Origin of the sequence: Rhodococcus sp. 05-2255-3B1 (assembly GCF_002258545.1) — a bacterium.
Lineage (GTDB): Bacteria > Actinomycetota > Actinomycetes > Mycobacteriales > Mycobacteriaceae > Rhodococcoides.
Genome location: NZ_NOZC01000031.1, coordinates 141,204 through 156,212, shown reverse-complemented (window position 1 = coordinate 156,212; position 15,009 = coordinate 141,204). Strand labels below are relative to the sequence as shown.

The window sequence follows — 15,009 nt, the reverse complement described above, 5'->3', positions numbered from 1 at the left end:
TACTACCGATCGGCCCGATCGGCGAGCGACTCCACGGCACCCCGGACGGCATCGAGATGCGCGGTCATCGCGCGGGCTGCGGCGTCGTACTCGCCCGATCGGATGCCGTCGACGATGGCGTCGTGTTCGACGTTGGACTGTTGCTGCCGATGTGCGACGAGGTTGAGGGTCTCCGATTGCCGCGTCAGGGCATCCCGGATGTCGACGATGATCGCCTCGAACACGCGATTCTTGCTCGCCCGCGCGATCGCGGTGTGGAACTGCGCGTCCAACAGAACCCAGGCCTCGTGGTCGTCCTCCGAACGCATTTCGTCCGCCAGGCCGGCGAGTACCGCCAACTCTTCGTCGGTGCGTCGCTCCGCGGCCCAGCCGGCGGCGGGAATCTCCACGTGCGGGCGGGCCTCCATGAGTTCGCGGGCGGCGTAGTTGCCGATGTCGAGGTCGTTGCCGACGCGGTCGCGAATCACGAACGTGCCGAGACCGGTCTTGGTCTCGGTGAGGCCGAGGGCATGGCAGGAGCGCAGTGCCTCGCGGATGACGGAGCGGCTGACGCTGTGCCGAGCGGCAAGGGCCGCCTCGGACGGCAACTTCTGCCCGACGGGGAGCTCGCCCGACGCGATGGCCGCGCGCAGGTCTGCGAACACCGCCTCGGCCGCGCTCATCCGGGCATTCGTGGGCGCACTGACTGCCCAGCTGTCCGACAGGTTCATGACGTGATCCTAGCGTGGGGTTGACCGATGAGGTGTTCTGCGCCACACTCTACCTGTCAGACAGCCGGACAGCTGGACACCCTCACCTAGGAGCGCACCGTGGCCGATACCCGCATCGAGAAGGATCTTCTCGGGGAACGCGAAATCCCGAACAGCGTGTATTGGGGAATCCACACCCTGCGCGCCCTCGAGAACTTCCCGATCACCGGGCGTCCGATCTCCACCAATGCGCACCTCGTTCGCGGTCTCGCGGCAGTGAAGTGGGCCGCCGCGTCGGCCAATCAGGATCTCGGAATTCTCGACGCCACCCGCGGGGAAGCGATCCGTACGGCGTGTCAGGAAATTCTCGACGGTCAGTGGCACGAGGAGTTCGTCGTCGACGTCATCCAGGGTGGCGCGGGCACCTCGACCAACATGAACGCCAACGAGGTCATCGCCAACCGCGCCCTGGAAATTCTCGGGCACCCGCACGGCGACTACAGCATGCTGCACCCCAACGAGCACGTGAACGCGTCGCAGTCCACCAACGACGTGTACCCGACGTCGGTCAACATCGCGACCGTCTTCGCCGTCCACGAGCTGATCGCCTCGATGAAGGTGTTGCGAGACTCGTTCGGCCGCAAGGCAACCGAGTTCGCCACCGTCGTCAAGATGGGCCGCACGCAGCTGCAGGATGCAGTGCCGATGACCCTCGGCCAGGAGTTCGGTACCTACGCGGTCATGATCGACGAGGACTGCTCGCGACTCGAGGAAGCGGCACTGCTGGTGCACGAGATCAACCTCGGAGCCACCGCCATCGGCACCGGACTGAACGCTCCCGCCGGATACACCGAATCGGCCGTCGCACATCTGCGGACCATCACCGGCCTGCCTCTGGTGACCGCGACGGATCTGATCGAGGCAACGCAGGACGTCGGTCAGTTCGTGCACCTGTCCGGCGTTCTCAAGCGCGTCGCGGTGAAGCTGTCGAAGATCTGCAACGACCTCCGGCTGTTGTCCTCCGGGCCGCGGGCGGGCTTCAACGAGATCAATCTGCCTCCGATGCAGGCGGGTTCGTCGATCATGCCCGGCAAGGTCAACCCCGTCATTCCCGAGGTTCTCAATCAGGTTGCCTACGAGGTGATCGGTCACGACGTCACCATCACGATGGCGGCAGAGGCGGGACAGTTGCAGCTCAACGCATTCGAGCCGATCATCGTCAAGTCCCTGTCCGACGGTATGGCGCACCTGAGCGCCGCATGCCGAACCGTCGCGCATCGGTGTGTCGACGGCATCACCGCCAACGTCGACCTGCTGCGTGAGCGCGTGGAGAACTCCATCGGCCTGATCACCGCGCTGAGCCCGTATCTCGGATACGTGGAATCGACTGCTATTGCCCAGGAGGCGTTGGTCAGTGGTCGAAACGTGGTCGACCTCGTACTCGAGAAGGGTCTGTTGGCCCGGGACGAGCTGGACCGACTCCTGAGCCCCGAGCACCTCGCGAATCTGCGGGTGGCTCCCACCGAGCATTCCGTTGCTCCCGAGACGTCGACGAGGTAACGCGATGAGTACAGAGAACCGGAGTGTCGACACCGCCAAGGCCTTCAGTGAAGAAGACCTGGGCTACCGAAAAGAGCTGGCCCCTCGCCAGATCCAGATGATCGCCATCGGCGGCGCGATCGGCACCGGACTGTTCATGGGCGCGGGCGGGCGACTGCGCGACGCCGGACCTGCCCTGGTTCTGGTGTACGCGCTGTGCGGATTCTTCGCATTCCTGATTCTGCGCGCACTGGGTGAGCTGGTGATGCACCGCCCGTCGTCGGGATCCTTCGTCTCGTATTCGCGCGAATTCTTCGGCGAGAAAGTCGCTTTCGCGGCCGGCTGGCTGTACTGGATGAACTGGGCGATGACAGCGGTGGTCGACGTGACGGCCGTGGCGCTCTACATGAACTTCTTCAAGAAATACTGGGCTCCACTCGGCAACGTCGATCAATGGGTCTTCGCGCTCGCAGGCCTGGTGCTCGTGCTCGGGCTGAACCTGGTGTCGGTCAAGGTGTTCGGAGAGCTGGAGTTCTGGTTCGCGCTCATCAAAGTCGTCGCACTGGTGACTTTCTTGGCCATCGGCACCTATTACGTCATCTTCGGCACTCCCATCGACGGACAAGAGCCGGGTCTGAGCGTGCTCACCGACAACGGCGGGCTGATTCCCAACGGACTGCTGCCCGCCATCGTGGTGATCCAGGGAGTGGTGTTCGCCTACGCCTCGATCGAGCTGGTCGGCACGGCGGCCGGTGAGACGCAGAATCCCGAGAAGGTGATACCGAAGGCGATCAACACCGTCATCATCCGTATCGTCGTGTTCTACGTCGGCTCGGTGCTGCTGCTGTCACTGCTGTTGCCGTACACCGCCTATCGAGCCGGTGAGAGTCCGTTCGTGACGTTCTTCGGAGCGATAGACGTCGAAGGCGCGGACGCGATCATGAACCTCGTCGTCCTCACCGCAGCGTTGTCCTCCCTCAATGCCGGGCTGTACTCGACCGGACGCATCCTGCATTCGATGGCGGTCGCCGGCTCGGCCCCCTCGTTCGCCGCGCGGATGAACAAGTCGGGTGTGCCGTACGGCGGCATCGCACTGACGTCGGTGGTGACGCTGCTCGGCGTCGTGCTCAACGCCGTGGTTCCGTCGCAGGCCTTCGAGATCGTGCTGAACCTTGCCGCTCTGGGCATCATCAGCGCCTGGGCCGTCATCGTGGCGTGTCAGTTGAAGTTCTGGTCACTGTCGAGAACCGGTGCGGTCACCCGACCTGCGTTCAAGCTCTTCGGTGCCCCGTACACCGGATACGCAACGCTAGGCTTCCTGGCGTGTGTACTCGTGCTGATGGCCTTCGACAAACCGGTCGGTACCTGGACGGTGGCGTCGATCCTGCTCATCGCGCCGATGCTCGTCGGAGGATGGTTTCTGTGCCGCAAGCGAATTCGAGAGGTGGCGGCGCGCAGTGACTGAGGAGTGGAGCCTGCAGGAACGACCGGAGAGCGCCGAGCATGTCGCCTTGTTGACCACAGGCGGCACGATTGCCAGCAGTCGCGACGAGCACGGTGTCTCTCGTCCGGCCGCCGGCATCGGGGTCGATGTCGACGGTGTTCGGGTGCACGAGGTGATGTCGAAGGACAGCTCGGCGTTGGACTTCGCCGATCTCGACACCATTCGCACTGCGGTCGCGGACGCGCTGGCCGAGGACGGATGCGCCGGAGTGGTGGTGTTGCACGGCACCGACACCATGGAGGAGTCGGCGCTCTACGTCGATCTGTTCCACGACGACGAACGTCCGGTGGTGTTCACCGGTGCACAGCGCACGGCCGATCATCCAAATCCGGACGGCCCGAGCAACATCGCCGCGGCGGTGGCGGCCGCGCAGTCCGAGCCCGGTGTTCTGATCGCGTTCGGCGGTCGCTTGCTGCCGGCGCGCGGCGCGATCAAGAAGCACACCACCGAACTCGATGCCTTTCGGTCGGCGGCGCTGCCTCGGCCGAAACCCCTGCAGTGGAAGCCCATTGCCGGAATTCGCGTCGACATCGTCGCCCTCTATCCCGGGACCGACGGACTGCAGATCGACACGTGCCGCGAGGCCGGGGCGTCGGGCATCGTGCTCGAGGCGACGGGTTCGGGCAACACCAACGCCCGCGTCGTCCATGCGGTGAAGGAGGCAGTGGCCGCCGGGGTGCACGTGGTGGTCACGACGCGGGTTCCGTTCGGCGAGACCTCGCCGACGTACGGCGGCGGTGGGGGTGGCCACGATCTCCTCGATGCGGGTGCGGTGTTCTCCCGCGAACTGCGGGCGGGGCAGGCGCGGATCCAGTTGGCGGCGCTGATTGCCACCGGAGCGAGTGACGTGGTTGTCCACAATTCCTTCGCGTGAGCGGAAACCCGCCCACGGAACCGAAAAGGGGACACTCAGCACACCACAGCCGAGCTACAGCTCCGACTCGCCCCAACTCGCGACGTGTAGCTCGTCCCCGACGGTCACCGTGCCGTCCTGCACCACCGAGAACTTCGACCCGAAAGCGACGCCCTTCTGCCGACCGCGGCGGTAGTCGCCGAGCGTGCGCAGCGGTTCCGGACCGGTGCGCACACCGGTGGACTGCTCGACCGTGGTGACGGCGCAGCGGATGGCGAGTTTGGTGTAGGCCAATCGCGCCCCGCCGATGGTCACGTCCCGCACCTCGTCTTCCCGGTGCGGGGAGTCCCAGCCGTCGACGACGATGTTGGGCCGGAAGCGATCCATCGGCAGCGGGACGTCGAGGCGTGAATTGAGCCCGGCCAAGGTGGCGGTCGAGATGATGTGCACCGCAGAGCTGTCGGCGAATTGTGCTGATCCTGGCCGGATTCCGTCGGTGACGCGGTCGAGGTCGCGCGGTGCGGCGACGAGGCGTGAGGGTTCTCCGATGACGTCGGTGAGCCAGTCGGCGACGTCGTCGCCCTGATCGATCCCGCGCATCGGGCTGCGGAACATCGTGATGTCTCGCGCCTCGGAATCGCGGTCCACCGACACGGTCACCGATCCGGACGTGTCGTGCTCGAGCGTCAACGTTCCGTCGCCCACCGAACAGCGGACGACCGCGAGCACGGGGTCGGTGCGTTGACTGCGGAATGCGCCGTCCGCATCGACGATCATGAACGATCGATCGTGTTCGAGGCCGGTGGCACTCACCTGGGCCGCATCGAGCACGGCACCGGCACATCCTTTGACGGGGTAGGTCACCAGAGACGACACGCGCACCCGTCGAGGATACTGGGATCCATGACTCGTGCTCTGTTGGTAGTGGATGTGCAGAACGACTTCACCGAAGGCGGCGCGCTTGCGGTGACCGGCGGCGCGGAAGTCGCGCGCAGGATCAGCGCGTACCTCGCGCGCCACGGGGACGAGTACGACCTCGTGGTCTCCTCGCGAGATTGGCACGACGCCGAGGGCGACAACGGCGGACACTTCGCCACCGACGCCGCCCCGGACTTCGTCACCACGTGGCCGGTGCACTGCGTCGCGGGCACCGTCGGAGCCGAGTATCACCCCGATTACGCGACCGGTTCGGTGGACGTCCACGTCTACAAGGGGCAGGGCAAACCGTCGTACTCGGCATTCGAGGGTGTCACCGACGACGGGACGTCCCTCGCCGAGATACTCACCGCCAACGAGGTCACCGACATCGACGTCGTCGGGCTTGCGACCGACTACTGCGTTCTGGCGTCGGCGAAAGACGCTGTGGCCGAGAAGCTCGACGTCCGTGTTCTCACCGACCTCGTCGCGGGAGTTGCGCCGGAGTCGTCGGCCGCTGCCCTCGACGATCTGCGGGCGTCCGGCGCCGTGGTGGTCTAACTGTCGATCGTCGTGGTGATGGATGTGACCGACGGTGCCGCCGGGGTGCTGCCGAATCCGAAGGTCACCGGGGGAGTGACCGGGGTCAGTGATCCGAGGTCCTCGCCCTGCCACGAGGCCTGCACGTCGGTGACGCGGTGTTGGTGCCTGGCACCGTAGTACTCACGTCGGCCCCCGCCCGCGCTGCCGCGGGTGCGGACTCCGCGCAGTATCACTCGGGCGATGGGATCGCTGATCGCGCAGAACCACGGTGCTGTCGACACCACGTCGGGGACGAGGCTCAGCGCGCGGCCGAGCACGGTGGGTCCGGCAACGCGGATTCTCACGGACAGGTCACCCGCTGTCACCGACCGCCAACCATCCTGCTGAGCGGTGAATGTCACCGGTACGAGTTCGGTGGCGTCGAAGGTGTATGTGGCGGTGACGAATTCCCGAACGTCCTCGTCGGGCGCGACGAGCAGGCGTCTGCCGTCCGCGAATTGGATCATGACGTCGGTGAATTCGCCCAGCGGCGATCGCGTCCAATGCCCGACGACGATGCGCACGCCGGACGTTGTGCCTACCCCGTAGATCTCACCGTGAAACCGTGATCTGGTCATCATGCACTCTCACTCGTCGGCACTGTGCGCGCCCAAACTGTGCGGTGCATAGTGGAGGTCATGGCGTCCTCGCAACCCACTGTATTCGTCCTTTTCGGCGCAACCGGAGACCTCGCGAAGCGAATGGTCCTGCCGTCGTTCTACCAACTCCATCTCGAAGGCCTGCTCCCGGAGAAATGGGTCCTGATCGGCAACGGCCGCAAGGACACCTCCGACGACGAGTTCCGCGATCACGTACGCAGCGTCCTCGACGAGTTCGCCGAGAATGTGGCCGAGGATGATTGGACGACGTTCTCCGAGCGAATCCGCTTCGCGGGCAACGGCTTCACCGTCGACGATCCCGGTAAGTTGCCCGAGGTCGTCGTCGACGCGAAGAAGGACGTCGGCGACGACGCCCAGCTGGTGCACTACATCGCTCTGCCGCCGAGCACCTTCGTCGACTACACGAAGGCCTTGGGAGCACACGATCTGGCCGACGGCTCCCGGGTGGTCTACGAAAAGCCCTTCGGTACCTCGCAGAGCAACTTCGAGGAACTCGACAAGGCCGTGCACGAGGTGGTCGAGGAAAACCAGGTCTATCGCATCGATCACTTCCTCGGCAAGGAGGCGACGCAGAACCTCCATGTGCTGCGGTTCGCGAACGGCATGATCAGCGGAATCTGGAACTCCGAACACGTCGCGCAGGTACAGATCGACGTCCCCGAGACGCTCGACATCGACGACCGCGCCGAGTTCTACGACGCCACCGGTGCCGTGTTGGACATGCTCGTCACCCATCTGTTCCAGGTTGCCGCGGAGGTCGCGATGGAGCCGCCCGCATCGCTGAAGGCCGAGGATCTGCAATCGGCGCGTGAGACCGTGATCGGGCAGTTCCGGCCGCTGGACACCGGCGAGGTGGTTCTCGGTCAGTACGACGGCTACCGCGATGTCGAGGGCGTCGCCGACGATTCGAAGGTCGACACGTTCGTCGCGGCGAAGTTGTGGGTCGACACCGACCGGTGGCGCGGAGTCCCGTTTCTGCTCCGCACCGGAAAGATGTTGGGCGTGAGCCAGCAGCGCGTGTCGTTGGTGTTCGGTAAACCGGCCGACAGTCCGCTCACCGGACTGCCCGAGGACGGCACTGTGCTCTCGTTCGACCTCTCGGGTGACGGCAGCATCGACATCGCCATGACGGTCAAGGAACCGGGCCCGGATTTCGATCTGTCGGTGGGGCATCTGGCGCTGCCGCTGAAGTCGGTGCCCGACGCCGAGCCGCTGAGCCCGTACGCGCGCTTGATCCTCGATGTGCTCAGTGGAGACCGGTCGTTGTTCACCAGGCCGGACGGTCTGGCGCACGTCTGGGACGTCGCCGCCCCGTTGCTGAGCAACCCGCCCGAGGTGAAGAGCTACTCGCCCGGTTCGATGGGACCCGCCGAGGCCGACGAGCTCGCCGAACCGTGCGGCTGGTTGATCACCGGACAGGAGTAGTTCGCGCGCAACCGCGCGGAAGTTTTTTCCGGCAACAAACGGGGAGCGGGACTTTTTCGGGCAAACGGCGGATCGGACAGAACGGGCGCGTTATATTTCTGCCGCCCGGTCCAATCTTCAACCAGGCCTCGTCGTTTCTCCGAAAGGTGCTCACTCCATGCTTCTCGATCTCATCACCGGTCTGCTCGGCGGCGGCACCGAAGGCGGCGGCCTCGGCGGAATCATCACCGACGGCATCGCTGCAGGCATCTCCGACGCGATCACCGAGCTCTTCACCGGAAGCGCCGAAGGACTCTCCAGCGTCGCCGAGTAGTCGGCCGCGGGGCCCCGGACCTGTTGTCGAGGTCCGGGGCTTCGTCGCGTTCGGGCTTCATCGGAGCGGCATCAACATCAACGCCGCGAGGTAGATCAGCACGACGGTGCCGCCGGTCAGGACTGCGCCGGCAACGGTCGCGAGTCGGACGATGTTGACGTCCCAGCCGAAATATTCGGCAACTCCGCCGCATACACCTCCCATCATCTTCTGCGAACTCGACCTGGTGAACTCTCTGGGGGAACCGCTCTCGAATGTCATGCTGAAAAGTCTGCATCAGCAACACCTTTCGGCGCATCGGGGATTTCACCCATATAGACCCCGACAAACGAACGGTCCGAAATCGGCGCTCGAACAAGATCGTCGACTTTTCCGGGCAGACCCCTGGACCTACCGCTGTGACGGCCGATACGGTCGCACGAGATCGGCGAGTTCACGAGCAGGCACTACCCGGTTCGTCCCCCTTGCGGACCGGGTAGCGCCTGCGGTGAAACCGGATGCATCGGGTGTTCACCGAACCGACATGGATCGGTCACCGATGAGCACTAACTTTCGGCCCATGACCGACAACGATCTCCGCAACGGGACGGCTGCGCGTACCAACCTGAGCGACCTGCTCGACATCACGACAGCCGTGGATCTTGCCGACACGTCGGGCTTCACCGTCGACGACTCCGATGACGACGATCCGGTACTGCTGACCGTCCCCGACGGCCACGTCGTCGACACCTGGCGCGAGAACTACCCGTACGACGAGCGTATGACGCGTGCCGAGTACGAACTGGAGAAGCGTCTTCTGCAGATCGAACTCCTCAAGCTGCAGATGTGGACCAAGGAGACCGGGCGACGGCACGTCATCATCTTCGAGGGCCGAGATGCCGCCGGTAAGGGCGGCACGATCAAGCGATTCATGGAACACCTCAACCCGCGCGGTGCCAGCGTGGTCGCGCTGGAGAAGCCGTCGGCTCGTGAGTCGACCGAGTGGTACTTTCAGCGCTACATCGCACATCTGCCCGCGGCCGGGGAGATCGTCATGTTCGACAGGTCCTGGTACAACCGGGCGGGCGTCGAGCGGGTCATGGGGTTCTGCACCGACGAGCAGCATGCTCAGTTCGTTCGGCAGGCACCGCTGTTCGAGCAGATGCTCGTCGACGAGGGCATCAGCTTGACCAAGTTCTGGTTCTCGGTGTCGCAGCACGAGCAGCGCACCCGCTTCGCCATCCGGCAGGTCGACCCGGTGCGGCAATGGAAGCTCTCGCCCATGGACCTTGCCTCGCTGGACAAGTGGGATGCCTACACCGCGGCGAAGGAGGAGAACTTCCGTGCCACCGACACCGATGTCGCGCCGTGGACGGTCGTCAAGAGCAACGACAAGAAGCGGGCTCGGATCAACGCCATGCGCTTCGTGCTCAACAAATTCGACTACGCGAACAAGGATTCCGAAATAGTCGGTGAAACAGACCCTCTGCTCGTGGGGCGCGCGAAAGACGTGATCGGCGAGTAGTTTTGCCGCGTAATATGGTGCAATATCCGGTAAGTCGTTGCGGTAGTGGATCTTCGATGTCTCGAGTTGGTACCGGGCTATGCACCGTCATCGTCGGTGCGGTAGGAACGAACGAGGTCGTATTGCCTACGGCTGTCCTTGCACACGAGTAACAGGAGTTCTCATGGGTTCAGCAGCGCAGTTCATCTCCGACATCGCCACCGGCGTCTACGACGGCATCGTCGACGCGATCGTCGATCAGATCGTCGGCGTGCTGACGTCGGGTAGCGCGGCGTAGTTCGTCCGTGTCGACCGTGGCCGTGACCGTTCGTCGGGGGCGGCCACGGTCGGTACCGTCACCGTTTTGTGACACCGCACCAAGATTTTCGACTTTTACTGTTGTTTCCGTGTACAAACCGAGACCGACTGCGGTACAAATCTTCTTGCAGAGATCATCGCGTGACATCCGTCACAGGCGATCTGCACACCCCCTCGAAGAAGGAGTATTTCGCATGTCCGCTGAACTCGGTGACCTCCTCGCAATTTTCCTCCAGCTCTTCTCGGGAATCAGCTCCTCCTCGGACTGACCGACCGCCGCGCCGTTGGGCCTGCGGCCCAACGGCTGCACGGATCTCTACGTCCGATGAACTCGTGACGGTTCGCGATGCTGTCTCGGCATCGAATCCCCCTCTCTCGAAGGAGTTTTCATGGAGTTGCTCGCAATCCTGCTGCAGTTGCTCGCTCTCGGTAGCTCGGAAGGTAGCGGCTCGGCCGTCGAAATCCCCGGCCTGCCCTCCTGACTCATGACTTCCTGATTCACGGCTTCGAGCCGGGTCCGCATCGTCGGGCCCGGCTCTCGTCGTTCGACGTGCATTCGTTGGAGATGTCATTCGTTCGACCGAAAAGATCTGCACCAATCGATGATTGGCCGGCGATCCGGTGAACACGAGCCCTGGGGGGATGCATGGTTGCACCCGTCATAGGGTGAGCCGATGCAGACGGTTCCGATTCAGATGCCCGACGGTTCGACCGTGCCGGTGTCACTGTTCCCCGGTGAGGGCCGTGACGATGCACCCGTGATCGTCGTTCTTCCCGGCCTCGGCATTCCCGGTGGCTACTACCGGCTGTTCGCCGAGGCTCTCGTCGCGCGCGGTTTCCATGCTGCGATCGGCGATCTCCGGGGTCAGGGGGACAGCGTGCCGAAGCCGAGTTCGGCGAGTCGCTACGGCTACCAGGAACTGGTTTCGGTCGACTTCCCGGCGATATTCGAGGTGGTTCGCGAGCAGTTCCCGGAAGCGACGCCGTTCCTGCTCGGCCACAGCATGGGCGGCCAGCTCGGTGCGATGTACGCCGCCCGCATCAGGGGCAGGCTCGGCGGACTGATCCTGGTGGCGTCGGGTTCGCCCTACCACCGCGGATTCGGCACCACCCGCGGCGTCCCGCTGTACGTGGGTGCCGCAGCGATGGCGATCACCAGCAGCATCGCCGGGTTCTGGCCGGGAGATCGGATCGGTATCGGCGGGTTCGGCCGTCAGTCGAGGGTTCTGATCGACGACTGGTCCCGGTTCGCGCGGACCGGGACAATCGAACCGGCGGGAGCGGACATGGACTACGAGGAACGGATGGGCCGTCTGACGCTTCCGGTGCTCGCAGTCACCATCGAAGGCGACGACCTCGCACCCCGTGGCTCGATGGACAACCTCGTACGTAAGCTTGCCCGTGCCGAAGTCACCTCGGTGCACGTCGACGAGCCACTCGGACACAACGGGTGGATCCGTAGCCCCACGGCGGTCGCCGACCTCGTGGCGGAGTGGATGCATCGCTGACGGGTTCGGATCCGAACTGGGTAATCCACAGGTTTTCGTACGTTTGCACATGCTTCTGGTTCGTTTTGGTGTACAAAGTCTTTGAACCAACAATTGTGTGAACGACGATAGCGAGCACGACTATGAGCGGCCTGGGGGATTCTGTTCGTCGAATCGGTGGTGGGGAGCAGTTTCTCCGATCGAGGGCGCTACGCAGAGTGGTCGTCGTATGCGTGGTGGCCTGCGCCGCGGCGGTGGCGCACCCGCTCGCCTCCGCGACCCCGGCCGAGGAGACGTCCGGTCCGACGGAGTCGTACGTGGTGCGCACCGAGGTGACCGACGACGTCGCCATGACGGCATTCGTTCACTCGGCCGCGATGGACCGGACGATCCCACTGAAGATTCTGCGATCTCCCGATCGGACGGCTCCGAGCCCCACGCTGTACCTGCTCAACGGCGCGGGCGGCGGACTCGACGGAATGGACTGGTACACCCAGACCGATGTCGTGTCGTTCTTCGCCGACAAGAACGTCAATGTGGTGACCCCGGTCGGAGGGGCCTACTCCTACTACACCGACTGGCAGCAGGACGATCCGAGGCTCGGGCGCAACAAGTGGGAAACCTTCCTGACCGCCGAACTCCCACCGCTCGTCGACGATCTGCTCGATACCAACGGCCGCAACGCAATTGCCGGTATCTCGATGGCCGCGACCTCGGTCCTGAACCTGGCCGCTCACCACCAGGGGCTCTACCGTGCCGTCGGTTCCTACAGCGGATGCGCGTCGACCACCGACGCGTTGGGCCGGGCTTACGTCAAGACGGTCGTGTCCATGGCGCTCGGCGCGAACGTCACGAACATGTGGGGGCCGGACGATCATCAGGACTGGGTACGCAACGATGCGGTGATCAATGCCGAAAAGTTGCGTGGCACAGCGCTGTACATCTCGAACGGCAGCGGGCTGGCGGGAGCATCGGACACCCTCGACGGTACGAACCCCAACGGAACCGGCTTCGTGTTGCTCAACCAGATGGTCGTGGGCGGTGCCATCGAGGTGGCGACCGGAGACTGCACTCGCAGGTTGAAGACGGCCCTCGAGCAGCTCGACATCCCGGCCCACTTCGAGTTGCGTGACCGCGGCACCCACTCGTGGGGTTACTGGCAGAACGATCTGCACGATTCCTGGCCGATGTTCGAGGACGCTCTCGCTGCCTGACCGTCAGCTACGAGCGAGGTGTCGCCACAGAAACTCGTAGGTCAACGCGGTCTTGAACGCCAACTGCGCGTTGTCCGACGCCCCGCCGTGCCCACCTTCGATGTTCTCGTAGTAGCTGACGTCGTGGCCGAGTTCGGCCAATCGAGCCGCCATCTTGCGCGCATGTCCGGGATGGACGCGATCGTCGCGGGTCGACGTGGCGATCAGAATCGGCGGATACCGACGTTCGGATGCGGCGACGACGTTCTGGTAGGGGGAGTACTGCGAGATGAACTCCCACTCGTCCGCGTCGTCGGGGTTGCCGTACTCGGCCACCCAGGACGCCCCCGCGAGCAACAGGTGGTACCGCTTCATGTCCAGCAGCGGGACCTGACATACCAACGCGCCGAACAGTTCCGGGTACTTCGTCACCATGATGCCCATCAACAGACCGCCGTTGCTCCCGCCTTGCGCGGCCAACTGCTCGGTGGTGGTGATGCCGCGGGTGACGAGGTCGCGCGCGACGGCGGCGAAGTCCTCGTGCACCAGATGGCGTCCGGCGCGCAGGACCTGGGTGTGCCAGGACGGCCCGTACTCTCCGCCGCCGCGGATGTTCGCGACGACGTAGGTGCCGCCACGTTCGAGCCACGCCCGTCCGGTCGCACCGCTGTAGCCGGGCGTCATCGAGATCTCGAAGCCGCCGTAACCGTAGAGCAGTGTCGGTCCGGGACCGGAATCGGCGCGTCGGACGACGAAGTAGGGGATGTCGGTACCGTCGTCGGACCGTGCGAAGAACTGTTCCACCGTCAGGCCGTCGGCGTCGAAGAACGCCGGAGCCTGCTTGAGAACTTCGAGTTCACCGCCCACGGTGCCCACCAGTAATGTCGCCGGAGTGAGATAGCCGGACGAGGAGAGGAAGAACTCGTCACCGTTCTCCTCGGCGTCGGTTCCGATGATCTCGGTGGAGGTCAGATCCGACAACCCGTCGATCGTGCCGGTTGCCCACTCCTTCTCGCCGGGGGTGAGGACGTGCAACTGCGTCCGTACGTCCTGCAAGGTCACCAGCAGCAGGTGATTCTCGGTCCAGGCGTACTGGTGCAGGGAGGTGTGCGCATCGGGAGCGAAGAGAACGGTGAGAGCGATCGTGCCGGAGACGAACTCGTCGAAATCCGCAGCGAGCAGTGCGCCGGCCGGATAGGTTTCGTCGCCCACCGTCCACGGCGTCATCGTGCGAACCAGCAACCAGTTCTCGTGCACCGAGGTCGACGCGTCGGTGGGCGTCGGGATCCGGGTCAACGTGGACCCGTCGAGCACGTAGGTCTCGGAGTTGTAGAAGTCGGTGGCGCGCTGGACGAAGTCGCGTTCGAAGCCGGGGGTGCGATCGTGCCAGGCGGAGATCGAGATGTCCTGTGCCGCACCCTCGTACACGGTCTCGGCCTCGTCGACCGAGGTACCGCGATGCCACCGCTTCGTGATGCGCGGATAGCCCGACTCGGTGAGCGAGCCCGGTCCGAAATCCGTTCCGACGAAGACGGTGTCAGCGTCGATCCACCCGATGTCCGTCTTTGCCTCGGGTAGGGCGAATCCGCCGTTCTCCGGGGCGCGGAAGGTGCGGGAGTCCAGATCGAACTCGCGGACCACCGTTGCATCGGCGCCGCCGCGAGAGAGCGTCACCAGAGCCAGCCGTTGATCGGGGCGCAGCACCTGAGCGCCACCCCACACCCAGTTCTCGTCCTCGCTCGCGGCCAGCGCATCGAGATCGAGCAGCACGTCCCACGCCGGATTCTCGGTTCGGTACTCGTCCATCGTGGTTCGACGCCACAGGCCGCGGACGTGTTCGGCGTCGCGCCAGAAGTTGTACAGAAATCGTCCGCGCCGACGGGCGTACGGAATGCGCGCGTCGGTGTCGAGAATTTCTCGGATGCTCGCCTCGGTGGCCTCGAACGCCGTCCCGCTCAGCGCCTCGACCGTCACCTCGTTCTTCTCGCGCACCCACGCGAGCGCAGCGTCGCCGGTGACGTCTTCGAGCCAGAGGTACGGGTCGTCCGAGATTGCCATTCCACAGTTCTAGCAGCACTCGGGCCGTCG

At 64.5% G+C, this 15,009-nt stretch carries 14 protein-coding genes; 9 read left to right on the top strand and 5 right to left on the bottom strand.

Annotated features, from left to right (window positions below; translation table 11 throughout):
• Positions 1-2: 2 nt before the first annotated feature.
• Positions 3-710 carry a FadR/GntR family transcriptional regulator gene (locus CH249_RS18090; protein WP_045198792.1) on the bottom strand — a complete coding sequence of 236 codons (708 nt, stop codon included), beginning with the start codon at positions 708-710 and terminating at the stop codon, positions 3-5.
• Between the two features lie 99 nt (positions 711-809).
• On the opposite strand from CH249_RS18090, the gene aspA reads away from it, so the two are divergent.
• Genes aspA through CH249_RS18075 form a run of 3 tightly spaced genes read left to right on the top strand, consistent with a single transcriptional unit; the run spans position 810 to position 4,606 of the window.
• Entirely contained in the window at positions 810-2,249 is a 1,440-nt protein-coding gene (aspA, locus tag CH249_RS18085; RefSeq protein ID WP_032393800.1) for an aspartate ammonia-lyase, read from the top strand.
• 4 nt (positions 2,250-2,253) lie between these two features.
• The gene (locus tag CH249_RS18080) at positions 2,254-3,693 is read left to right on the top strand and encodes an amino acid permease (RefSeq protein WP_094681941.1); all 1,440 of its coding nucleotides are present in this window, start codon (positions 2,254-2,256) and stop codon (positions 3,691-3,693) included.
• Complete coding sequence (locus tag CH249_RS18075; RefSeq protein ID WP_256988365.1) at positions 3,686-4,606, top strand: asparaginase; 921 nt, start codon at positions 3,686-3,688, stop codon at positions 4,604-4,606. The genes CH249_RS18080 and CH249_RS18075 overlap by 8 nt, the downstream gene beginning before the upstream one ends.
• A gap of 54 nt (positions 4,607-4,660) precedes the next feature.
• On the opposite strand, the gene CH249_RS18070 is transcribed toward CH249_RS18075, so the two are convergent.
• Positions 4,661-5,467, bottom strand: coding sequence for an MOSC domain-containing protein (locus tag CH249_RS18070; protein WP_094646819.1), 807 nt, complete (start codon positions 5,465-5,467; stop codon positions 4,661-4,663).
• A gap of 21 nt (positions 5,468-5,488) precedes the next feature.
• Between CH249_RS18070 and CH249_RS18065 the strand changes: the two genes are divergently transcribed.
• Positions 5,489-6,061 (top strand): isochorismatase family protein, encoded by a 573-nt coding sequence (locus CH249_RS18065; RefSeq protein ID WP_045198798.1) that lies wholly within the window; start codon positions 5,489-5,491, stop codon positions 6,059-6,061.
• Here the strand turns inward: CH249_RS18065 and CH249_RS18060 are convergent.
• Entirely contained in the window at positions 6,058-6,660 is a 603-nt protein-coding gene (locus CH249_RS18060; protein ID WP_032394139.1) for a hypothetical protein, read from the bottom strand. The genes CH249_RS18065 and CH249_RS18060 overlap by 4 nt on opposite strands.
• Before the next feature lie 60 nt (positions 6,661-6,720).
• On the opposite strand from CH249_RS18060, the gene CH249_RS18055 reads away from it, so the two are divergent.
• Positions 6,721-8,127 (top strand): glucose-6-phosphate dehydrogenase (NADP(+)), encoded by a 1,407-nt coding sequence (locus CH249_RS18055; protein WP_094646884.1) that lies wholly within the window; start codon positions 6,721-6,723, stop codon positions 8,125-8,127.
• 157 nt (positions 8,128-8,284) lie between these two features.
• Positions 8,285-8,440: a hypothetical protein gene (locus tag CH249_RS28015; RefSeq protein WP_155290781.1), complete on the top strand. Its 156-nt coding sequence runs from the start codon at positions 8,285-8,287 to the stop codon at positions 8,438-8,440.
• Positions 8,441-8,497: 57 nt separating this feature from the next.
• Here the strand turns inward: CH249_RS28015 and CH249_RS18050 are convergent, their stop codons facing one another.
• Positions 8,498-8,701 carry a PspC domain-containing protein gene (locus tag CH249_RS18050; protein ID WP_032393804.1) on the bottom strand — a complete coding sequence of 68 codons (204 nt, stop codon included), beginning with the start codon at positions 8,699-8,701 and terminating at the stop codon, positions 8,498-8,500.
• A 298-nt stretch (positions 8,702-8,999) separates the two neighbouring features.
• On the opposite strand from CH249_RS18050, the gene ppk2 reads away from it, so the two are divergent.
• The 3 genes from ppk2 to CH249_RS18035 all read left to right on the top strand — a co-directional run bounded on the left by ppk2 (position 9,000) and on the right by CH249_RS18035 (position 12,942).
• Positions 9,000-9,944, top strand: a complete 945-nt coding sequence (ppk2, locus tag CH249_RS18045; protein WP_032393805.1) for a polyphosphate kinase 2 — start codon at positions 9,000-9,002, stop codon at positions 9,942-9,944.
• Positions 9,945-10,915: 971 nt separating this feature from the next.
• Positions 10,916-11,749 carry an alpha/beta fold hydrolase gene (locus CH249_RS18040; RefSeq protein ID WP_032393806.1) on the top strand — a complete coding sequence of 278 codons (834 nt, stop codon included), beginning with the start codon at positions 10,916-10,918 and terminating at the stop codon, positions 11,747-11,749.
• Between the two features lie 122 nt (positions 11,750-11,871).
• Entirely contained in the window at positions 11,872-12,942 is a 1,071-nt protein-coding gene (locus tag CH249_RS18035) for an alpha/beta hydrolase family protein (RefSeq protein WP_256981149.1), read from the top strand.
• Between the two features lie 3 nt (positions 12,943-12,945).
• Here the strand turns inward: CH249_RS18035 and CH249_RS18030 are convergent, their stop codons facing one another.
• A complete protein-coding gene (locus CH249_RS18030; protein ID WP_032393808.1) occupies positions 12,946-14,979 on the bottom strand; it encodes a prolyl oligopeptidase family protein in 2,034 nt (677 codons plus the stop codon).
• Positions 14,980-15,009 lie beyond the last annotated feature (30 nt).